Annotated in this window: 21 protein-coding genes; 10 read left to right on the forward strand and 11 right to left on the reverse strand. The window is 76.2% G+C overall.

The window, feature by feature from the left end:
• Nucleotides 1–21 precede the first annotated feature (21 nt).
• From ACHZ99_RS07020 to ACHZ99_RS07030, 3 genes are all read left to right on the forward strand, one after another.
• Nucleotides 22–504 (forward strand): LNS2 domain-containing protein, encoded by a 483-nt coding sequence (locus ACHZ99_RS07020; RefSeq protein ID WP_420303505.1) that lies wholly within the window; start codon nucleotides 22–24, stop codon nucleotides 502–504.
• Between the two features lie 150 nt (nucleotides 505–654).
• Nucleotides 655–1,086 (forward strand): hypothetical protein, encoded by a 432-nt coding sequence (locus ACHZ99_RS07025; RefSeq protein WP_420303506.1) that lies wholly within the window; start codon nucleotides 655–657, stop codon nucleotides 1,084–1,086.
• Nucleotides 1,087–1,154: 68 nt separating this feature from the next.
• A complete protein-coding gene (locus ACHZ99_RS07030) occupies nucleotides 1,155–2,168 on the forward strand; it encodes a DUF3048 domain-containing protein (protein ID WP_420303507.1) in 1,014 nt (337 codons plus the stop codon).
• Between the two features lie 36 nt (nucleotides 2,169–2,204).
• Here ACHZ99_RS07030 and ACHZ99_RS07035 read toward each other — a convergent pair whose 3' ends face one another.
• Together ACHZ99_RS07035 and ACHZ99_RS07040 are read right to left on the reverse strand one after the other, a co-directional pair.
• Nucleotides 2,205–3,191, reverse strand: a complete 987-nt coding sequence (locus ACHZ99_RS07035; protein ID WP_420304004.1) for a zinc-binding alcohol dehydrogenase family protein — start codon at nucleotides 3,189–3,191, stop codon at nucleotides 2,205–2,207.
• Nucleotides 3,192–3,501: 310 nt separating this feature from the next.
• A complete protein-coding gene (locus ACHZ99_RS07040) occupies nucleotides 3,502–3,996 on the reverse strand; it encodes a Dps family protein (RefSeq protein WP_420303508.1) in 495 nt (164 codons plus the stop codon).
• Between the two features lie 145 nt (nucleotides 3,997–4,141).
• Between ACHZ99_RS07040 and ACHZ99_RS07045 the strand changes: the two genes are divergently transcribed.
• Complete coding sequence (locus ACHZ99_RS07045; RefSeq protein WP_420303509.1) at nucleotides 4,142–4,687, forward strand: type 1 glutamine amidotransferase domain-containing protein; 546 nt, start codon at nucleotides 4,142–4,144, stop codon at nucleotides 4,685–4,687.
• Nucleotides 4,688–4,708: 21 nt separating this feature from the next.
• Here the strand turns inward: ACHZ99_RS07045 and ACHZ99_RS07050 are convergent, their stop codons facing one another.
• On the reverse strand, nucleotides 4,709–5,194 hold the full coding sequence (locus ACHZ99_RS07050) for a DUF4442 domain-containing protein (protein ID WP_420303510.1): 486 nt from the start codon (nucleotides 5,192–5,194) through the stop codon (nucleotides 4,709–4,711).
• Between the two features lie 131 nt (nucleotides 5,195–5,325).
• On the reverse strand, nucleotides 5,326–6,411 hold the full coding sequence (locus ACHZ99_RS07055; protein WP_420303511.1) for an ATP-dependent DNA ligase: 1,086 nt from the start codon (nucleotides 6,409–6,411) through the stop codon (nucleotides 5,326–5,328).
• Between the two features lie 49 nt (nucleotides 6,412–6,460).
• Between ACHZ99_RS07055 and ligD the strand changes: the two genes are divergently transcribed.
• From ligD to ACHZ99_RS07080, 5 genes are all read left to right on the forward strand, one after another.
• On the forward strand, nucleotides 6,461–7,471 hold the full coding sequence (gene ligD, locus ACHZ99_RS07060) for a non-homologous end-joining DNA ligase (protein WP_420303512.1): 1,011 nt from the start codon (nucleotides 6,461–6,463) through the stop codon (nucleotides 7,469–7,471).
• Nucleotides 7,472–7,548: 77 nt separating this feature from the next.
• Nucleotides 7,549–8,451 (forward strand): Gfo/Idh/MocA family protein, encoded by a 903-nt coding sequence (locus ACHZ99_RS07065; RefSeq protein ID WP_420303513.1) that lies wholly within the window; start codon nucleotides 7,549–7,551, stop codon nucleotides 8,449–8,451.
• A 132-nt stretch (nucleotides 8,452–8,583) separates the two neighbouring features.
• The gene (locus ACHZ99_RS07070) at nucleotides 8,584–9,555 is read left to right on the forward strand and encodes an NAD-dependent epimerase/dehydratase family protein (RefSeq protein WP_420303514.1); all 972 of its coding nucleotides are present in this window, start codon (nucleotides 8,584–8,586) and stop codon (nucleotides 9,553–9,555) included.
• A 69-nt stretch (nucleotides 9,556–9,624) separates the two neighbouring features.
• Nucleotides 9,625–10,494: an RNA polymerase sigma-70 factor gene (locus tag ACHZ99_RS07075; RefSeq protein ID WP_420303515.1), complete on the forward strand. Its 870-nt coding sequence runs from the start codon at nucleotides 9,625–9,627 to the stop codon at nucleotides 10,492–10,494.
• A 103-nt stretch (nucleotides 10,495–10,597) separates the two neighbouring features.
• Nucleotides 10,598–11,629: a hypothetical protein gene (locus ACHZ99_RS07080; RefSeq protein WP_420303516.1), complete on the forward strand. Its 1,032-nt coding sequence runs from the start codon at nucleotides 10,598–10,600 to the stop codon at nucleotides 11,627–11,629.
• Between the two features lie 69 nt (nucleotides 11,630–11,698).
• Here ACHZ99_RS07080 and ACHZ99_RS07085 read toward each other — a convergent pair whose 3' ends face one another.
• The 7 genes from ACHZ99_RS07085 to ACHZ99_RS07115 form a co-directional block, all read right to left on the reverse strand.
• Nucleotides 11,699–12,958, reverse strand: coding sequence for an ABC transporter permease (locus ACHZ99_RS07085; protein WP_420303517.1), 1,260 nt, complete (start codon nucleotides 12,956–12,958; stop codon nucleotides 11,699–11,701).
• On the reverse strand, nucleotides 12,955–13,707 hold the full coding sequence (locus ACHZ99_RS07090) for an ABC transporter ATP-binding protein (RefSeq protein ID WP_420303518.1): 753 nt from the start codon (nucleotides 13,705–13,707) through the stop codon (nucleotides 12,955–12,957). The genes ACHZ99_RS07085 and ACHZ99_RS07090 overlap by 4 nt, the downstream gene beginning before the upstream one ends.
• On the reverse strand, nucleotides 13,704–15,101 hold the full coding sequence (locus ACHZ99_RS07095; protein WP_420303519.1) for a peptidoglycan-binding protein: 1,398 nt from the start codon (nucleotides 15,099–15,101) through the stop codon (nucleotides 13,704–13,706). Before ACHZ99_RS07095 ends, ACHZ99_RS07090 begins: the two co-directional genes overlap by 4 nt.
• Nucleotides 15,098–15,646 carry a hypothetical protein gene (locus tag ACHZ99_RS07100; RefSeq protein ID WP_420303520.1) on the reverse strand — a complete coding sequence of 183 codons (549 nt, stop codon included), beginning with the start codon at nucleotides 15,644–15,646 and terminating at the stop codon, nucleotides 15,098–15,100. The genes ACHZ99_RS07095 and ACHZ99_RS07100 overlap by 4 nt, the downstream gene beginning before the upstream one ends.
• 162 nt (nucleotides 15,647–15,808) lie before the next feature.
• Complete coding sequence (locus ACHZ99_RS07105) at nucleotides 15,809–17,107, reverse strand: sensor histidine kinase (protein WP_420303521.1); 1,299 nt, start codon at nucleotides 17,105–17,107, stop codon at nucleotides 15,809–15,811.
• 9 nt (nucleotides 17,108–17,116) lie between these two features.
• The gene (locus ACHZ99_RS07110) at nucleotides 17,117–17,770 is read right to left on the reverse strand and encodes a response regulator transcription factor (protein ID WP_420303522.1); all 654 of its coding nucleotides are present in this window, start codon (nucleotides 17,768–17,770) and stop codon (nucleotides 17,117–17,119) included.
• A gap of 103 nt (nucleotides 17,771–17,873) precedes the next feature.
• Entirely contained in the window at nucleotides 17,874–18,884 is a 1,011-nt protein-coding gene (locus tag ACHZ99_RS07115; RefSeq protein WP_420303523.1) for a sigma factor, read from the reverse strand.
• Between the two features lie 134 nt (nucleotides 18,885–19,018).
• On the opposite strand from ACHZ99_RS07115, the gene ACHZ99_RS07120 reads away from it, so the two are divergent.
• Nucleotides 19,019–20,230, forward strand: a complete 1,212-nt coding sequence (locus ACHZ99_RS07120; protein ID WP_420303524.1) for an NAD(P)/FAD-dependent oxidoreductase — start codon at nucleotides 19,019–19,021, stop codon at nucleotides 20,228–20,230.
• Nucleotides 20,231–20,381 lie beyond the last annotated feature (151 nt).

Consider the following 20,381-nt stretch of genomic DNA (forward strand, 5'->3'; position numbering starts at 1 on the left):
CGCCGCCCGTAGGCTGGCGGCGTGGCGAAGCGAGACCTGGCGGTGTTCGACCTGGACGGCACCCTCACCGACACCCGGCACCGGCTGCACCACGTCCGGTCCGCCCCCAAGGACTGGGACGCCTTCTTCCGCGCGGCCCCCCGCGACCCGCCGCTGCCCGAGGGCGTGGCGCTGGCCCTGCGGTGGGCCGAGACCTGCGAGGTCTGCTACGTGACGGGCCGCCCGGAGCGCACCCGCCGGGACACCGTGGCCTGGCTCGCCGCGCACGGCCTGCCCGAGGGCCCGCTGTGGATGCGGCGCGCCGGCGACCGGCGGCCGGCCCGGGTGGCGAAGCCGGAGCTGCTGCGCCGGGTGGCCCGCGGGCGCACGGTGGCGGTGGTCGTGGACGACGACGAGCCGGTCTGCGCGGCGTACGAGAAGGCGGGCTTCACGGTCGTACGGGCCGACTGGATGCCGCCCGCGGAGACGCTGCGCACGGCGCAGGAGGACGAAGGCCGAACGTAGCGCGGCGGGCGGGGTTTCCGGGGGCCGCCCCCGGGCCGCGCGGCCCGCGCCGGGCTCCCGGACCGCTCCGCGCGGCGCGGGCACCCGAATCCCGGCGGGATCGCGGCCCGCCCCTTCCCCCGCGCGGCCGGGCCACTACGCTCGGCGCACATGACCTCCCGCGACGACACGGACCTCGACGACACCGGCCTCGACGAAGACACCGGGAAGACCGGGATAGCCGGGCCGGCCGCGGCCGGCCCGCCCGGCGCCGACGCGGGCGGCCCCCACACGCCCGGCGCCGGCGACCCGGGCGACCCGCTCGCACCCGACGGCGACGAACCGCCGCCGCCCCGCCTGACTCCGCGGCAGGCACGCCGCGTCCGGGCGCTGACCTCCGCCGGCGTGATGGTGGCGGTGGGCGTGGCCATGGTGGTGCAGTTCCGCAGCGAGCCGTCGCTGCTGACGTTCGCGCTCTACGGCGGCGCGCTGATCCTCTCCGGCACCGCGATCATGCTCAGCCGCGCGGGCCGCACCCGGGTCGCGATGGCGGTGCTGGCGGCCGGCTTCGCGTTCGTGGTCGCCGACCGGCTGCTGCGCTGACGGCCGCGGCGGTAGCGGGCGGCCGGGGCGGGTAGGTCACCGGCAGTCCGGTTCAGTGGGGGGGTTCGTTGAACAAGAAGCACGCGACCGCCGCGGCGGCGCTCCTGGTGCCCGCGGTCGCCGTCACCGCGGTGCTGCTCGCCCGGTCGCACGGCGGCACGGACGAGCAGGCGCGGCAGCGCCCCCCGGCGCGCTCCTCCCCCGCCTCCCCCGCCCCGTCCGGCAGCCCCCCGGCCACGCCCGCGGACGAGCCGCCGGCGCCCGAGGGGCCGGTGCTGGGCGTGAAGGTGGACAACGCGGCGGCCGCGCGGCCGCACACGGGCCTGGAACACGCCGACGTCGTGCACGTGGAGCGCGTCGAGGCCGGCATCAGCCGCTTCCTCGCCGTCTACGCCTCCGGGCTCCCCGACGTCGTCGGGCCGGTGCGCAGCGCCCGCGAGACGGACCTGGAGCTGCTGGCGCAGTACGACGATCCGGTGCTCGCGTACTCCGGCGCGCAGGGCAGGCTCAAACCGCACATCAACCGCGCCCCGCTGCGCCCGGTGCCGCCCGAGCAGCTGCCCGGCGCGTACTTCCGCGGCACCGACCGGCCCATGCCGCACAACCTCTACCTGCGGCCCGACCGCGTCACCGACGCCGCCCCCGAACTCGCCGGGATGGACGCGCCGTCGCTCTACGAGGACGGCGCGGCCCCGGCCGGCGGCCGGAAGACCGGCGCGCGCACGGTCCGGATGCCCGGCGCGAGCTTCACCTTCGACTGGTCGTCCGCGCGGCGCGGCTGGGAGGTCTCCATGGACGGCGCGCCGGCCACCAGCGGCGGCGAACGGCTCGCGCCGCCGACGGTGGTGCTGCAGGAGACGACGATCCGCAAGGGCGCGTTCGGCGACCGGTGGGGCAACAACTCGCCGTTCACCGAGACCGTCGGCACCGGCGACGCCACGGTGCTGCGCGACGGCCGGGCGTACGCGGCGGAGTGGGACCGGCCGACGGCGGCGGACCGCACGGTGTTCACGACGCCGGACGGCGAGGCGATGCCGCTGGCCACGGGGCAGGTGTGGGTGGTGTACGTACCGCGCGGCTGACCGCGGCGCGGGCCGCGGCCCGCGGCGTACGGGCCCTCAGCCGGGCATCCGCAGCACCGCCGCGCCCCTGACCCGCCCCGCCGCCAGGTCGTCCAGCGCGGCGTCCGCGCGGTCGAAGGAGTACGGGGTCACGGTCGGGCGGACGCCGTGCGCGGTCGCGGCGGCGAGGAAGTCCCGGCCGTCCGCGCGGGTGTTGGCGGTGACGCTGCGCAGCACGCGCTCGCGGAACAGGTGCCGGTCGTACGACAGCTCCGGGATCGCGGTGAGGTGGATGCCCGCCACGCTGAGCGTGCCGCCGGCGTCCAGCGCCGCCAGCGCGACCGGCACCAGCCCGCCGGCGGGCGCGAACAGCACCGCCGCGTCGAACGGCTCGGGCGCCGGCTCGTCGACCGCCGCGGCCGTCGCGGCGCCCAGCTCCAGCGCGAGCCGCCGGGCGGCGGGCGAGCGGGTGCGCACGTGCACCTCGGCGCCCTGGGCGACGGCGAGCTGGGCGGTCAGGTGGGCGGAGCCGCCGAAGCCGTAGACGCCGAGCCGCCCGCCGGCGGGCAGGTCGGCGAGCCGCAGCGCGCGGTAGCCGATGATCCCGGCGCACAGCAGCGGCGCCAGGTCCTCGGCGGCGGGCTCCTTGGGCAGCGCGTACGCGTACGGGGCGGGCACCACGGCGTACTCGGCGTACCCGCCGTCCGCGTCCCAGCCGGTGTACCGCGACCCGGGGCACAGGTTCTCCCGGCCCCGCTCGCACCAGCGGCAGCGGCCGCACGTGCGGCGCAGCCAGGGGATCCCGACCCGGGACCCGACCCGCCGCTCCGCCGCGGCCCCGGCCGCGACCACCTCCCCCACCGCCTCGTGGCCGGGCACGACCGGCGTCCGGTGCGGCGGCAGGTCGTGGTCGCGCACGTGCAGGTCCGTCCGGCAGACCGCGCACGCCTCCACCCGGACGAGCAGCTCGTCGGGGCCGGGCCGGGGCACCGGCAGCTCCACCGGCTCCAGCCGGCCCCTCCCGGTGACGGCCCAGGCCCGCATGACCCGCGGCGTCGTGGCTCCCATGCCCCCATCCTCCCGGCGGCCGGCCCCCCGGGTCCACGGCGCGCCGGGATCCCCCACAGCGCTGCGCACGTGGGCGGTACCCCCTGCTCCCGTGCGACCCCGGGTGCACGCGGCCGCACCCGTCGTCCCCCGCCGCGGGCGCCCCGGCACCATCCTGCATCTGGCGCCTGGAGGGTCGCGCTGCCACCGCCCGGACATCCGTCACACGGCGGAAGGTGCACGAACACGGATGAACGCGTTGTCACACGTCGATGTGCAGGTCAGCCCGAGTTCAAGCGCTCCGGCCTCAGCCGACGTGTTCGGCCTGGAACATCCAGGACTGCTTCTCCAGCTCCGCCGTCAGGTTCACGAACACGTCCTGCGTGACGGGATCGGTCTTCGCGGTCAGGTCGATGCGCTCGCGCATCCTGCCGATCACGTCGCCGAGCGCGTGGATCATCAGCTCCACGACCGCGGTGTCACGCATCCAGCCGGGCTCCGGTTGCGGCAGCGCGGACGTCTCGGCGACGGTCCGGGCGGTGCCGGAGGGGGCCTGGCCGAGGGTGGCGGAGCGCTCGGCGACGGTGTCGGCGTGGCCGCGGGTGGTGGTCACCACCTCGTCCAGTTGCAGGTGGATGGAGCGGAACCGGGGGCCGACGACCGTCCAGTGCGCCTGTTTGGCGACCAGGGACAGGTCCAGCAGATCCACGAGGGCGCCTTGCAGCGCGGCGGCCGTCGCGCGGCCCGTGGTCTCCGGCAGCGGGCTGCGCACCGGGGCCGCCCGGCTCGGCGTGGTGGTCATGGGGTTCCTCCTCGGCTTTCGGCACGTGTCCGGCTACGCGGCGCGGGTACCCGGAGGTGGCGCTCCGGAACAGGACCGGACGGGGTTTCGCCGGCGGCGCGTCCGGTGCGCCGTCACACACCGTGACCACGGAAAGGACGTAGCCATGCGCATCGCATTCCTCGTCGCCCCCGAGGGGGTCGAGCAGGTCGAGCTGACGGAGCCGTGGCAGGCCGTCGTGGACGCCGGCCACACCCCGAGGCTGGTCTCCACCCGGCCGGGGCGGGTGCAGGCGTTCGACCACCTGGACAAGGCGGACACGTTCGAGGTCGATCAGACCGTCGCCGAGGCGACCACCGACGAGTACGACGCCCTCGTGCTGCCCGGCGGCGTCGCCAACCCGGACTTCCTGCGCATGGACCCCGGCGCCGTGTGGTTCGCCCGCGGGTTCTTCCAGGCCCGCAAGCCGGTGGCGGCGATCTGCCACGCGCTGTGGCTGCTGGTCGAGGCGGACGTCGTCCGCGGGCGCACGCTCACCTCGTGGCCGAGCCTGCAGACGGACATCCGCAACGCCGGCGGCACCTGGGTCGACGCGCAGGTGCAGGTCTGCCGCGAGGGGCCCGCCACGCTGGTCACCAGCCGGAAGCCGGACGACCTCAAGGCGTTCTGCGACGCGTTCCTCACCGAGTTCGCGGCGTCCGCCGGCGGCTGAGCGCGGGCCGCCTCGGGCGGTTCAGAGCCGCGGGCGGAGGGCGGCGGCGCGCGTGACGCGGCGGACGCTCCACTCGAAGCCGCCGCGGCACACCACCGTGTGCCGCTCGTCGGTGACGACGGCCTGCGTGCTGATGCGCGCGCGGTCGGCGGTGCCGGCGAGGACGGGGCGCAGCACCTGGACGGTCGACGAGCTGAGCTTGCAGGACGCGATGAGCCGGCCGCGGGCGGGCGCCAGGTACTCGAAGGAGGCGGAGGCGCCGAGCGGCAGCACGCCCTCCAGCTCGCCGGGCGCGTCGCCGGCGGAGAGGATGGCGGCCAGCCCGGCGGCGTCGACGAGGGTGGCGAGGCCGCTGGAGTGCAGCGAGCCGATGACGTTCCCGAGCACGCCGGGGGACTCGACGGCGACCTCGGCGGCGCCGTCGAGGGCGCGCAGCACCGTGAGGCCGGCGGTGCGGTGGGCGGGGACGGGCTCTAAGAGGGAGCGGGCCAGGGCGGAGGCATCCATGGGGACATGGTGGCGGCGGCCGGCGAAGGCGGCGGGTCCGGGAGGCCAACTCCGGCTGACCGGCAGGTTCCGTTACGCCGCCCCCGGGAGCCGGAAGCGGCACCCGCGGCGGCGGCCGCGCACCCGCCCGCTCACTCCCGCGGGCGGGTGGTCAGCACCTCGTTCAGGTCGTACTTCACCGGCTCCTCCAGCTGCTCGTACGTGCAGCTCTCCGGCGTACGGTCCGGGCGCCAGCGGCGGAACTGCGCGGTGTGCCGGAAGCGGGCCCCGTTCTCCATGTGGTCGTACGCGACCTCCAGCACCCGCTGGGGTCTGAGCGGCACCCACGACAGGTCCTTCTGCCCGCTCCACCTGCTCGGCGCTCCCGGCAGCCGCGCCGACTCGTGCGCGTCCTCGTTCGCCCAGTCCGCCCACGGGTGCTCCGCCTGCTCCTCGGGCGTGTCCATCCGCAGCGGCGCCAGCTCCTCCACCAGCTCGGCCCGCCGCTTCATCGAGAACGCCGCGCACACCCCGACGTGCTGCAGCACGCCCCGGTCGTCGTTGATGCCGAGCAGGAGGGAGCCGATAACGGGGCCCGACTTGTGCCAGCGGAAGCCGGCGAGCACCACGTCGGCCGTGCGCTCGTGCTTGACCTTGACGAGCACCCGCTCGTTCTGCCGGTACGGCAGGCCGGCCGGCTTGGCGATTATCCCGTCGAGCCCGGCGCCCTCGTACTGCTCGAACCACGACTCGGCGACCGCCAGGTCCGTCGTCGCCGGCGCGATGTGCACCGGCGCCGCCGCGTCCGCCAGCGCGCGCAGCAGCGCCGCGCGGCGCTCGGACTGCGGGGTGTCCAGCAGCGACTCGTCCCCGAGGGCGAGCAGGTCGAAGGCGACGAAGCTCGCCGGCGTCTGTTCGGCGAGCAGCCGCACCCGGGAGTCCGCGGGGTGGATGCGCTCGGTGAGGGCGTCGAAGTCCAGCCGGTCGCCGCGGACGATGACGACCTCGCCGTCGACGACGCACCGCTCGGGCAGGTTGGCCTTCATGGCCGCCACCAGCTCCGGGAAGTAGCGGGTGAGCGGCTTGCCGGTGCGGCTGCCGACCTCCACCTCGTCGCCGTCGCGGAAGACGATGGCGCGGAAGCCGTCCCACTTGGCCTCGTAGAGCATTCCGGGCGGGAGCTTCTTCTGCGGCTTGGCGAGCATCGGCTTCACGGGGGGCATCACCGGCAGGTCCATGTGCGCCACGGTAAGGCGGGATTCGGACATCCGCCTTACCGTTGCGCACATGGGTGCAGCGATTCAGCTCCAGGCGGGCGACAGGACGGTGCGGCTGTCGAGCCCCGACCGGGTGTTCTTCCCGGCGAAGGGATACACCAAGCTCGACCTCGCGCGGTATTACCTCGCCGTCGGCGACGGCATCGTACGGGCTCTGCGGGACCGGCCGACGACCCTGGAGCGCTACCCGGAGGGGATAAGCGGCGAGTCCTTCTACCAGAAGCGGGCGCCGAAGAACACGCCCGACTGGATCCCCACCGCCCGCATCACGTTCCCCAGCGGGCGGTACGCGGACGAGATGTGCCCGACCGAGCCGGCGGCGGTGGTGTGGGCGGCGCAGTACGGCACGCTGACGTTCCACCCCTGGCCGGTGCGGCGCGGCGACACCGAGCACCCCGACGAGCTGCGCATCGACCTCGACCCGCAGCCCGGCACGGACTACGACGACGCGGTGCGCGCCGCGCACGAGATGCGCGCCGTCCTCGGCGACCACGGGCTCACCGGCTGGCCGAAGACCTCCGGCGGGCGGGGGATGCACCTGTTCGTGCCGATCGCGCCGCGCTGGACGTTCGTGCAGGTGCGGCGCGCGGTGATCGCCGCCGGGCGGGAGCTGGAGCGGCGGATGCCGGAGCAGGTCACCACCGCGTGGTGGAAGGAGGAGCGCGGCGAGAAGGTCTTCGTCGACTACAACCAGATGGCGCGCGACCGGACCATCGCCTCCGCCTACTCCGTGCGGCCGCACCCGCACGCGCCCGTCTCCGCGCCGCTCACGTGGGACGAGGTGGACGACGCCGAGCCGGACGACTTCGACCTCGTCACCATGCCGAAACGCTTCGCCGAGGTCGGCGACGTGCACGCGGACATGGACGGGCACGCCTTCGACATCACGCCGCTGCTGGAGCTGTCCGAGCGGCAGGAGCAGGACCACGGCCACGGCGACCTGCCCTATCCGCCGGACCACCCGAAGATGGCGGGCGAGCCGAAGCGCGTGCAGCCCAGCCGGGCGCGCCCGGAGGAGTGAGCCGGCCCGCGCCGGGCGTCGCCTCCCCGCGCGGGGCGCCCGGCCCGCCGCGTACCCGGTGATCGTAGACTCGGCGCATGCGATTCGGACTCCTCGGCACCGGCCCCTGGGCAGAGCGTGCGCACGGCCCCGGACTCCAGGCACACCCGCGGGCGGAGATCGCCGGCGTGTGGGGCCGGCGTCCCGAGGCGGCCCGGGCGGTCGCCGACCGCTTCTCCACGCGCGCGTACGACGACGTGGACGCCCTGTTCGCGGAGTGCGACGCGGTGGCGGTGGCGCTGCCGCCGGACGTGCAGGCGCCGCTGGCGGAGCGGGCCGCGGCGGCGGGCTGCCACCTGCTGCTGGACAAGCCGGTCGCCACCGACGTGGCCGCGGCCCGGCGGGTGGTGGAGGCGGTGGAGCGCGCCGGGGTGGCCTCCGTCGTCTTCTTCACGCTGCGCTTCCGCGAGGAGACCGCCCGCTGGCTGGCCGAGCGGGCCGGCGAGGAGGGCTGGCAGCTGGGCCGTGCCGACTGGCTCTCGCCGGTCTTCGCGGGTTCGGACAGCCCGTTCGCCGCCTCGCCGTGGCGGGGCGAGAAGGGGGCGCTCTGGGACGTCGGGCCGCACGCCCTGTCGATGCTGCTGCCGGTGCTCGGCGAGGTGGACCCGGCGGCGCCCGGCGCCGTCACGGCCGCGCGGGGGCCGGGCGACACCGTGCACCTCACGCTGCGGCACGACGCGGGCGCGTCCAGCACGTGCACACTCACCCACACCATGCCGGCGCCGGCGGCCGGCGTCACCGTGCAGCTGCACGGATCGTCCGGCGTGCGGACGGCGCCGGACCGGGACGACGAAGGGCCCGTGCCCGCCTTCGTACGGGCCGTGGACGCGCTGCTGGAGGCGGCCGGCAGCGGCCGGCCGGACCCGCGCGACGTGCGCCTGGGACTGCGGGTGACCGAGATCCTCGCCGCCGCCGAGCGGCAGCTGTCCACCGGCGGGTGACGCCCTCCGGCCCGCCCCGGTGATGTGACGCGGCTCACCCGCGCCGGCTGTCACGGGCGTGCGCACCCACCCGTCCAGTGGGCATGACGCGGGCGGCCGGGGCGAGCCGGGCCCCGGGACCGAGGAGGAGTCATGCGCGTACTCGTGGCAGGAGCGACCGGAGTCGTCGGGACACCGCTGGTGCCGCTGCTCACCTCGGTGGGGCACCACGTGATCGCGCTGGCCCGGTCGGCCGACCGGGCGGCCGGGGCCCGGCAGGCGGGGGCCGAGGTCGCGGTCGCGGACGCGCTGGACCCCCCGGCCCTGGCCCGGGCCGTGCAGGACGCGGCGCCCGACGCGGTCGTCAACATGCTCACCGCCATCCCGCCCGCCCCCGATCCGCGCAGGCTGGCCAGGCAGTTCGCGGCGACCAACCGGCTGCGCACCGAGGGGACCCGCAACCTGTACGAGGCCGCCCGCGCCGCCGGCGCCCGGCGCGTGATCGCCCAGGGCCTCGCCTACGGCTACGACCCGGACGGCGCCGGCCCCGCCGACGAGGACGTGCCGTTCTGGCCGCGCCCCGCCCGGCAGTTCGCGCCGAACCTGCGGGCGCTGGCCGAGCTGGAGCGGCTGACCGGGGAGGCCGGCGGCCTCGTCCTGCGCTACGGGCACCTGTACGGGCCGGGCTCCGGCTACGCGATCGGCGCGGCGGCGGCCGGCGCGGGCGACGGCGCGTTCACGGCGCAGGTGCGGGCCGGCAGGGTCCCGCTCGTCGGCGGCGGCACCGCGGTGTTCTCCTTCACCCACGCCCACGACGCCGCCACCGCCGTGGTCGCGGCGCTGGACAAGCCGGCGCGGGGCGCGCTGAACATCGTCGACGACGACCCCGCCCCGGTACGCGTCTGGCTGCCGGTCTTCGCCGGGCTCCTCGGCGCCCGGCCGCCGAAGGCGGTCCCGGCGGCGCTCGCCCGGCTCGCGGTCGGCGGCTACGGCGTCGACTTCCTGACCCGGCTGCGCGGCGCGGACAACGCCCGCGCCAAGCTCGCCCTCGACTGGCGGCCGCGGCACGCCTCGTGGCGCACGGGCTTCGAGGCCGAGGCGGCGGGCAGCGTCGCCTCGGCCTGACGGGCGGCACCGCACCGGAGAACCACAGCACCGAGCACCACGCACCACGCACGTCGTGCGGGAGGACGTATGGACAGCACCGCCGAGTTCGAGCGGTACCGGCCGCTGCTGCTGGGCCTCGCCTACCGGCTGCTCGGCAGCATGTGGGACGCCGAGGACGTGGTCCAGGAGGCGTGGCTGCGCTGGGAGCGCACGGATCGCGGCGCGGTGCGCGAGCCGCGCGCGTACCTCACCACCGTCGTCTCCCGGCTCGCGCTCGACCAGCTGCGCTCCGCCCGGGTCACGCGCGAGGCGTACCCCGGGCCGTGGCTGCCGGAGCCGGTGCCGACCGACGAGCTGGGGCCGCTGGACACCGCGGAGCTCAAGGACACCGTCGCGTACGCGACCATGCACCTGCTGGAGCGGCTGACGCCGCCGGAGCGGGCGGTCTTCGTGCTGCGGGAGGCGTTCCAGCTGGCGCACGAGGAGATCGCGCGGACGGTGGGGGTGAGCCCGGCGAACGCCCGGCAGCTGTACCGCCGGGCGCAGCAGCGGCTGGCCGGCGGCGCGGAGCGGTTCCAGCTGTCCGCGAAGGAGCACGAGCGGCTGGTGACCCGGTTCCTCGACGCCGCGCGCGGCGGGGACCTCGACGCGCTCACCCGGCTGCTCAGCGACGACGTCGTGGCCTGGAACGACGGCGGCGGCAAGATCCGCGCGGCGCTGCGGCCGGTGGTGGGGCGGGCGAACGTGACGGCGTTCCTGCGCGGGCTGGTCACCCGCTACCCGCTGACGAACGGGCGGGTCATCGACGTCAACGGCGCGCCGGCGCTGTCGATCAGCGTGGCCGGCTCGTACCGGGTGGTGGTCCTGGACGCGCACGAGGGGCGGATCCGCGGGATCTTCGCGGTGCTGAACCCCGACAAGCTCGGGCGGGTGTGCGCGGGCGCGGGTGACGCGTGAGCCGGCGCGCGCCACGGCGTCCGGGGGTGGGCGCGGGGGCGGCGGGGCCTGTGCTTAGACTCGCCACGACCACTGATCTTGACCGCATCGGGGGGTTCCGCCCATGGGCACGACCAAGACCGCCATATCCGCCGCCGCTTCGGGGCTGGTCGCGCTGCTGCTGGCCACGGCGTGCAGCGGCGGCTCGGACGACGACGCGGACGACCGGGGGGACGACGCGGCCGGGCCCCGCCCGGTGATCAGTGAGTCGCGGGCGCGCACGGTGCTGGAGAACTACGTCGAGGCCAACAACGCGGCCAACGCCGCACTCGACCGCGAGACGCTCGGCGAGGTCGAGGGCGGCGCGCTGTTCCAGCAGAGCCGGGCGCAGTACCGGCAGTACCCGACGTTCGAGAAGAAGTACCAGAAGCTCTACAAGAAGCCGTTCCGCTACCTCGCCGACAAGGCCGAGTACCACATCCCGGCCCGCGGCGACTGGTACATGGTCGACGCGCCCGTGGCCGGGCCCGGCTTCGACGAGGGGGACCGCAGCCTGCTGGTCTTCGAGCGGGCCGGCGACACGTGGAAGAACGTCGCCTCCGTCGGCATCCAGGGCCGGCTGCCCGAGGTCGCCCGCGGCGAGGGCGGCCTGCCGACCGTGCTGCCCGCCGGCGCCGAGGTCGGCACCACCGCGCTCGACGGCCTCGACGACGCGGTCAACGACCTCTACATCTCGGGCGGCAAGAAGGACGGCAGGATCCTCGCGGACAGCGAGGTGCGCAAGAACATGGTCAAGGACTACACCACCCGCCGGGACTGGATCAGGCCCGAGCACGACGGCTTCTTCGAGACCGAGTTCGAGTCCGAGAACCGCAAGTGGGACGACGCGTACAAGCCCGCCTTCCCGGACGTCTACGCGCTGCGCACGGCCGACGGCGGCGCGCTGGCCGTCTTCAACTCGTACGACGCGCGGGTGGACTTCGCGACCCGCCCGGGCTTCCACATCATCCCGGGCGACGCCACCAGGCTGTACGTGAAGGAGAAGGAGCCGCTGGGGGTGCGCGAGTACTACGCCGTGCAGAACGCGGCGCACGTCCCCGCCGAGGGCAAGGTGCAGCAGCTCGGCGGCGAGGTCGAGATGATCGGCGCCAGCTGACCGCCGCGGACCGCACGGACCGCGCGGCCCCCGCCGTACGCCGGCGGGGGCCGTGCGGCCGGCGGCGGGTCAGGCGTTCGCCAGCGCCTCGGTGGGCGGCAGCCGGGCGGCGCGTACGGCCGGGTAGAACCCGGCGAGCCCGCCGATGAGGAGCGTCGCGCCGATGCCGCCGCCCATCGCCCACAGCGGCACCACCGTCGCCCAGTCCTGCGAGGTCGCGTAGCCGGCGGTCACGCCGATGCCCAGCACCACGCCGCCGAGGCCGCCGAGCGCGGACAGCAGCAGCGCCTCGCAGAGGAACTGGCCGCGGATCTGGCCGCGGGTGGCGCCGAGGGAACGGCGCAGGCCGATCTCGGAGCGGCGTTCGAGCACCGAGATGACCATGGTGTTCGCCACGCCGACGCCGCCGACGATCAGCGCCACCCCGCCGAGGCCCAGCAGCAGGCCGCTGAGCGCCTCGTCGGTGGCCTCCTTGGCCGCCAGGGCGTCGGAGGGGCGGGAGACGGTGGCCTCGCCGGGGTTCTCCGGGTTGGCGGTGGCGCCGAGGACGGACTGCACGTCCGCGACCGCGCCGTCCCGGGCGCGGGTGTAGATCGTCGTGGGGCTGCCCGCGAAGTCCAGCTCGTCCTCGGCGACGTCCCAGCCGACCAGCGCGGCCGAGTCCAGCTCGGGCACCAGCCCGTTGTACGCCGTGAGGCCCACGACCGTGAACCACCTACCGCCCAGCCACACCTGCGCGTCGGGCCCCGCCTCGTACACGCCCAGCTGCTCGGCGGCCCCGGGGCCGAGGACGACGGCGGGGTAGCGGCGGTCGGCCGCGTTGAGCCAGCGGCCGTCGGTGACCCGCAGCCCCACGGACTCGGGGAGGTCGAGGCGGGCCGCGCTGACGGTCAGGCCGCCGGTCTGCTCCTCGGGGATGCGGTCGTTGCGGAAGACGTGGGCGTCGGTGCGCCCGACGGCCGAGACGTCCTCGACGTCGGGGATGGCTCCGATCATGCTCACGGACTCCTCCGGCAGGCTGGCCCGCGAGCCCGAGAACGACTGCCCGGGTGTGACGGTGAGCAGGTTGGTGCCGAGCGCGTTCAGCCGGCGGTCCAGGTCCTCGGTGGAGGAGGTGGAGATGCCGACGACGCCGGTCATCGCGGCGATGCCGATGGCGATGCCGAGCGCGGAGAGGAACACCCGTACGGGCCGCGAGCGCAGCCCGGAGCCGCCGGTCCGCAGCACGTCCGCCGCGGGCATCCGGGCCGGCTTCGGCGCGGGGGGCGGCGCGGGCGGACGGGCGCGGCCGGGTTCGCGCGTCGCGTACGGCGCCTGCGGGGCGGTCATCGGACGGCCTCCCCGGGGAGCCGGGCCGCCGGGAGGGCGGCGCCGGGGACGGACTCGGGGTCGGGGGCGGGGTCGGAGTCGTGCTCGATGCCGCCGTCCCTGAGGCGGACCTCGCGGGGCAGGGAGCCGGCGATGTCGCGGTCGTGGGTGATGACGACGACGGTGGTGCCCGCCTCGTGGAGCTGGTGCAGCAGCTCCATCACGACCGCCCCGGAGCGGGAGTCGAGCGCGCCGGTGGGCTCGTCGGCGAGCAGCAGCGGCGGGTCGCCGAGGACCGCGCGGGCGATGGCGACGCGCTGCTTCTCACCGCCGGACAGCCGGTGCGGCTCGTGGTGGAGCCGGTGGCCCAGGCCGACGCGGCGCATGGCCCGCTCGGCGAGCCGGCGCCGCTCGGCGCGGGTCCGGCCGCTGTAGAGCAGCCCGTCGGCGACGTTGTCCAGCGCCGGGACGCCGGGGGCGAGGTGGAACTGCTGGAAGACGAAGCCGATGGTGCCGGCGCGGAGCGCCGACAGCTCGCGGTCGCCGAGCCGGCCGACGTCGTGTCCGTCGATGCGGACGGTGCCGGCGGAGGGGCGGTCGAGCGTCCCCATGATGTTGAGCATGGTGGACTTGCCCGAGCCGGAGGGCCCGACGACGGCCAGCAGTTCGCCGCGCCGGATGACGACGCCGGCACAGCGGAGCGCGACGACGTCGCCGTAGGTCTTGGTCACCCCGGTCAGCTCGACCACCGGGCGGGTCGGGACGGTCACTTCGGTACCCCCACGGACATGCCTTCCGCGACGCCGTCGCCGGAGACCTCGACCAGCCCGTCCGCGAACATGCCCAGCTCGACGGGCACGTACTCGGTGCCGCCGGCGGTCACCTTCTGCACCGCGTAGCCGCCGCCCTGCCGGGCGACGAGCGCGTTGACCGGCACCGCGAGGACGTCCTCGCGGGTGTCGGCGCTGAGCACGACGTCGACGGGCGCGGCCTGGTAGCGGCCGAGTTCGTCCTGCCGCGCGACCTCCAGCCGCAGCGGCAGGGCGGCCGCCTCGTCCTCCTCGCCCTCGCCGCCTCCGCCTCCGGCGCCGCCGGAGGCGGGGCTTCCGGCGGTGGGCGGGGTGCCGATGGCGGTCACCTCGCCGTCCACCGCGGTGCCGTTGGGCAGTTCGATCGCGGCCTGGGTGCCGACGCGTACGAGATCCTCGAACTGCGCGTCCAGCTCCACGGTGACGACGCGCTCGGTGCCGGTCCAGTCGAGTACCGCGCCCTCGGCGCGGGCGCCCGGCCAGGTCTGCACGCCGGCGACGCGGCGGGCGCCGTCGGCGGTCACGGCGTCGCCGGGCCCGGCGGCGCCGGTCTCCTCCCGGCCGGTGTCCGCCTGCCAGGCGGACACCGCGGCGGCGGTCCCCGGGGTGTACGTCGCGTCGACGGTGAACCCGGTGTAGCCGAGCTTGGCGAGGTTGCGTTCGAGCATCTCGACGTCGCCGCCCTCGCTGCCGTCCGCCAGCGTGCGGTAGAGCGGGGTTTCGCCGTAGAAGAGCGGGATCTCGGCGCCGTCCACGGCGTACACGGTGTCGCCGCGCTCGATCGTGGTGCCCTCGTCCGGCATCCAGGTGACGATGCCGGCGCCTTCGCCGGCGGCGTCGCCGCCGGGGTCCGGCTCGGGGGCGCCGTTCTGCGCCGGGGCGCCGGTGCCGGCGTCGGCGCTGGCGTCGCCGCCCGGCGGTCCGATGGCCTGGACCGTGGTGACGTCGCCGTAGCCGAGGGTGCCCTGCACGGTCTCGCTGCTGGTGAGGGTCGTACGTTCGACCCGGGCCGTCGCGGCGGGGCCGGACGGGCCGGCCGCGGGCGCCCGGGGGTTCTCGCCGCCGAGCGCTCCGGTGGCGGCGAGCCCCGCGGCCGCGGCGACGCCGATCGCGGCCACGACGACCAGCGCCGTGCGCGCCCTGCGGCGCCGGGGCGCCGGCGCGGGGGCGTCGGCACCGGTGGCGGCGGGCGTGGCGGCGGGCGTGGCGGCAGTGGCGGCGGACGCGGCGGCGGTGTCCGTGCCGGGGTCGCCGGCCGTTCCGGCGCCGGCGGGGGCGCCGGCGGCGACCGGGCCCGGCGCGCCCGGAGACCGGTGGCCGGTGGCCGGTTCCTCCGTCGTCTCCCGGCCGGTCATCGCATACCCCCGCCGATCCGCATGCCGCCGCCGGGGTACTTGTCCTGGCATGCCTGCCGGGCCGGCTCGAACTTCTCCGGGTCGACCGCCCCCATCTCGACGACCATGCTGTTGCCCTCGATCTCCGGGTCGGGGAAGTCGGGCATGCCGTTCTGCCGGATGCACTCCGCCCACGCCGCGACCTTCTCGGAGTCCAGGGGCTCGCCGCCGTTGGGGCCGCCCTGGCGCTGCGGCTGCTTGTCGCGGCAGGCTTCCTCGGCGGCCTTGAACTCGGCCGAATCCGGGTCGATGGCGCCCTGGTCCTGCTGGAACATGACGCCGCCGGTGTCCTGCACCGGGTCCTTGAAGCCGGGTACGCCGTTGTCGCGCATGCACTGCGCGTACGCGACCGCCTGGTCGAACATCCCGCCCGGGGAGGCGGACGTGCCGCCGTCGGCGGAGTCGGCCCCGGAGTCGCCGGAGCACCCCGCCAGCACGACGCCGACGACGAGGGCGGAGGAGGCGAGGAGGGTCTGCGCACGTGCGCGTTTGTGTGTGGTGGACATGGCCCACGTTCTACGCGGGGGGCGGTCACACGGCGGATACAGAAAGCGGCCGCCGGTGGCCCCCGGAGGCGGCTTTGTTAAGAGTTCCATGAAGAGGATCCCGTCGGCGGTGTTCAGCGCGCCGCGGCGAGCGCTCCAGCGCTCCTCGTCCTCAGGAGAACTTCACGAAAGGGCGGGGGCCTTTCCGGGTTCCGCGAGCGCGGCGGGCGGGCCGCCGTCGCCCGGCTCGCCGGTACGGGCCGGAAAGGTGACGGTCACGGCGAGCCCGCCCCGTGCCCCGGCCTCGGCGCTGAGCGTGGCGCCGTGGGCGGTGGCGATGGAGCGCACGATCGACAGTCCCAGCCCGTGATGCCCGTCGCCGGCGGCGCGGCGGAGTCGCTGGAAGGGGTTGAAGAGCCGCTCGACCTGGTCCGGGGGCACGGTAGGGCCGGTGTTGCGGACGGAGAGGAACGCGCCTTTGTCCCGTACCCCGGTGGCGATCTCGACGCTGCCGCCGGGGACGTTGTACTCGATGGCGTTGTCGAGCAGGTTGGCCAGCAGGCGGCGGACGAGTGCGGGGTCGCCGGCGAGGGGGGCCGGTTCGGTGGCCGCCGCGACGGTCAGCGCGCGCCGGCCGGTCTCCGGGCCGAAGGCGGTCAGCACCTCGCCGGTGAGCGCGGCGAGGTCGAGGGGTTCGGCGCCGGTCAGCCCGCGGTCGCTGCTGGAGAGGGTGAGCAGCGACTCCAGGAGGGTGGCCTGCTGCTTGCTGATGGTCAGCAGCCGTTCGAAGTTGGTCCGGAACGACTCGACGGTGGCGTCGCGGTCCATGAGCGACTCCTCCAGCAGCGCGTGCTCCAGGGTCAGCGGGGTGCGCAGCTCGTGGGCGGCGTTGGCGACGAATCTCCGCTGCGACTCCAGCGCCGTCTCCAGCCGGCCGAGCAGCCCGTTGACGGTGCCGGCGAGGTCCTGCAACTCGTCCGGGGGGCCGTCGGCGGCCAGGCGCTCGTGCAGGTTGCGGGCGGAGATGTGGCGGAGGGTGCCGGTCATGGTGCGCAGCGGGCGCAGGACGCGGCCGGCGACCACCCAGCCGAGCCCGATGGCGAGCACGGACATGAGGGCGAGGGCGAGCCCGGACTGCATGAGCAGCCGGTCGAGCATCGCCTCCCGCTGCTGGGCCGCGTGCCGGCGCACCTCCTCGCCGAGGCCGCCGTCCGGCAGGTCGAGGTCCTCGTCCAGCCGGTAGGTGCGGGCTTCGGGCCGGGCGGACCCGGAGGAGCCGTCCCGTACGCCCTTGAACGTGACGAGGGCGCCGGCGGGACGGGCGACGAGCAGGTAGGTGATCGCCAGGAGCACGGCGCCGGACAGGACGAACAGGGCGCCGTAGAGAAGCGTGAGGCGGACCCGGACCCGGCGGGGCGTGAGCCGCGCCGACAGTGCGCCGGCGCGTTTCAGGAGGGCCAGATGCGGTCGCGACGGCCCCATGGGCGCACCTCAAATCCGGTAGCCGCTCCGCGGCACCGTCTCGATCACCGGGGGCGGGCCGAGCTTGGTGCGCAGGCGGTTGATCGTGGTCTTCACGGTGGTGGTGAACGGGTCGGCCGCCTCGTCCCAGGCCCGTTCGAGCAGTTCCTCCGCGGACACCACCCGGCCCTGCGCGGCGAGCAGGCACTCCAGGACGGCGAGTTCCTTGGGGGTGAGCGTCAGCCGCTCGCCGGCGCGGGTGGCGAGGCGCCGGGCGGCGTCGAGCCGGAGGTCGCCGTGGACCAGGACCGGCGGCACGGCGGGCTGGGCGCGCCGGGCGAGGGCCCGCAGCCGGGCGACCAGCTCGGCGTAGGAGAAGGGCTTCGGGAGGTAGTCGTCGGCGCCGAGGTTGAGCCCCTCGACGCGGTCGACGGTCGTCCCGGAGGCGGTGAGCATCAGCACGCGGGCGTGGTGCGGCTGGGAGACCAGGCCCCGGCACACGTCGTCGCCGTGGACGCCGGGGAGGTCGCGGTCGAGGACGACGACGTCGTAGGCGACGGCCGACGTACGCTCCAGCACCCCGGATCCGTCGTACACGACGTCGACGGCCATGCCCTCCCGGCGCAGCACCCGCGCCACCGAGTCGGCGAGCTGGGCGTGGTCGTCGACTACCAGAACCCTCATCAGCGGCACCTGCCGTCACAGCGCTTCGAACCGGCGTCAGATTATCGCGGGTACGGCATAAGCCCGCGGTCACAGCGGGTGCGGCGGGGGGCGGGGCGGGGGCTCAGCCGTCGAGGGGCCGCAGTTCGAGCCGGCCGAGGTGCTCCGGGTCGGCGACCACCTCGATGCCGACGATCGTGCCGGCGGCGACGGCGAGGGCGAACGCGATCTTCGGCCGCCCCTGGTGCATCCACACCAGCCCGGGCGCCCCGTCCACGAGCGCCGGGCGGGCGGCTCGGAGCCGTCCGGTGAAGACCTCCGCGACCGCCACCGCGCCGCGGACCTCCTCCGCCGCTCCGGCGGCCACCGCGGTCGCGTCCGCGCGGAGCACCACGTCGGGGGCGAGCAGGCCCAGGAGGGTGTGGAAGTCCTCCTCGCGGGAGGCGGTGAGGAACGCGCCGGCGACCGCGCGCCAGCGGGCGGTGGGGACGTCGTACGGGCCGGTGGCCGTGGTCCCGGCGGCGCCCGGGGGGCAGGCGCGTACGCCGGGCTCCTCCGCGTCGCAGCGGTCCTCCCCGGCGCCCTCGTCCCCGGTGCCCCGCATGCGCTGCCGGGCGCGGGCGGCGAGCTGCCGGGTCGCGGCGGGCGAGCGGCGCACGATCGGGGCGATCTCGTCGTAGGGGACCGCGAACAGGTCGTGCATCACGAACGCCAGCCGCTCCGCGGGCGCCATCGAGTCGAGCACGGCGAGCAGCGCGATCCCGACGGAGTCGCCGCGGAACACCTCCTGGTCCCGCTCGCGCCCGTCCGTCGTCCTCGCCCCGGCCGCGGCCGCGCCGCGGTCGTCGTCCGCCGCGCGCACGCACGCCCGGCCGCCCGGCTCCGGCGGGTGCAGCGGGTCCTCCCCCCGCGCCGCCCGGTCCCGGAGGATGTCCAGGGAGACCTGGCCCACGACGGTCCGCAGCCAGCCGCCGAAACTCTCCACCCCGTCCGGTCCCGCGCCGCTCACCCGCAGCCATGCCTCCTGGACGGCTTCCTCGGCCTGGCCGGCCGATCCCAGCACCCGGTGGGCCACCGCGCGCAGGTGCGCGCGCTGCTCCTCGAAGCGCCGGGCCAGGAAATCGTGCTCGTCCATCGGGGCCTTCCTCCGTTCACCGCGTCACCACCGTGACCAGCCAAGCGCGCCCGATGTGACAGCGGGCCCCGCCGGGGTGCCCGGGTGATGAGACGGCGTTGCCGTCCGCGCGGGAGCCGTGGTCCGATCACCGCATGACGCGCCGTATCGTGATCGTCGGGGCCGGAATCGTCGGCTCGTCGCTGGCCCGGGAGCTCGCCGGGCGGGACGGGTGCCAGGTCACGGTCCTCGACCGCTCCCCCGCCGGCCGGCTCCACGGGTCCACGGGCCACGCACCCGGCTACATCGGCGTGCTCGGCGAGACCCCCGTCCTCACGGAGCTGGCCCGCGCCACCGTCCGGATCTACCGGAGTCTCGGCGACGACGCGCCCGGCCGCGCCCGGCCGGGCGGCGGCGCCGGCTTCGAGGAGACCGGCTGCCTGGAGGTCGCCACCTCACCCGCGGCGTACGGCACGCTGCGCAGGCGCGCCGCCCTGGCCCGCGAAGCCGGCCTGGCCGCGCGGCTGGTGGACGCCGGGGAGGCCGCCGCGCTGGCGCCGCGGCTCGTCGACCCCGCGACGGCCGTGGCCGGGCTGCACTTCCCCGGCGACGGCACCGCGCGCGCCGGGCTGCTGACCGCCGCGCAGCGGCGCCTCGCGGAGGCGGCGGGCGCGGAGTTCGCGGACGGCACGGAGGCGACGGGCCTGGAGATACGCGCCGGGCGGGTGCACGGCGTGTGGCTGGCCGACGGCACCCTGGTGCCGTCCGACGACACGGTGCTCGCCTCCGGCGTCTGGGGCCCGCTCCTCGCCGCGCGGGCGGGCGTGGAGCTGCCGCTGACGCCGGTGTCGCACCCGTACGTCTACGGCGGGCCGCGGCCGGCGCGGCACCCGCGGGGGCCGTTCGTCCGCTGGCCCGGGCGCCACGTCTACGCCCGCGACCACGGCGACCGGGACGGCATCGGCACGTACGCCCACGAACCGCGGCCGGTGGCGCCCGCGGACCTCGGGGTGCGGGCGGAGGAGCCCTGGCCGGGCGGGCAGTTCGACGGCGCCGTGGCCGCCGCGCTCGCCCTGCTGCCGCCCGCGCACCGCTTCGCGCCCGACGTCCGCCTGAACGGGGTGTTCTCGGTGACGCCGGACAACATGCCGCTGCTCGGCCCGTTCGAGGGGCTGCCCGGGCTGTGGTCGGCGACGGCGGTCTGGGTGACGCACGCCGCGGGCGCGGCGGCGGCGCTCGCGGAGGCGATCGACGGCGGCGAGCCGGGCCCGGCGGCGCTGGCGCCGGACCGCTTCGCCGGCGAGCCGGCCGGGGAGCTGCGGCGCCGGGCGCTGGGCCACTACAACGACATCTACGCCGCGGGCTGACACCCGGGCCCGGGGCCGGGTGTGTCGGCCGGAGGCCGGCGGGCCGCCGCGGGGCCTGTGGACAACTTCCGGCACCGTCGTTGCGGCGCCGTAGGATCTCGGTGAGATCGCCGGAGGTGCGAAGTGGCCGTGGACGAGACCCCCGAAGCAG

It is taken from the genome of Streptomyces sp. MAR4 CNX-425 (genome assembly GCF_048656465.1).
Classification (GTDB): Bacteria; Actinomycetota; Actinomycetes; order Streptomycetales; family Streptomycetaceae; genus Streptomyces.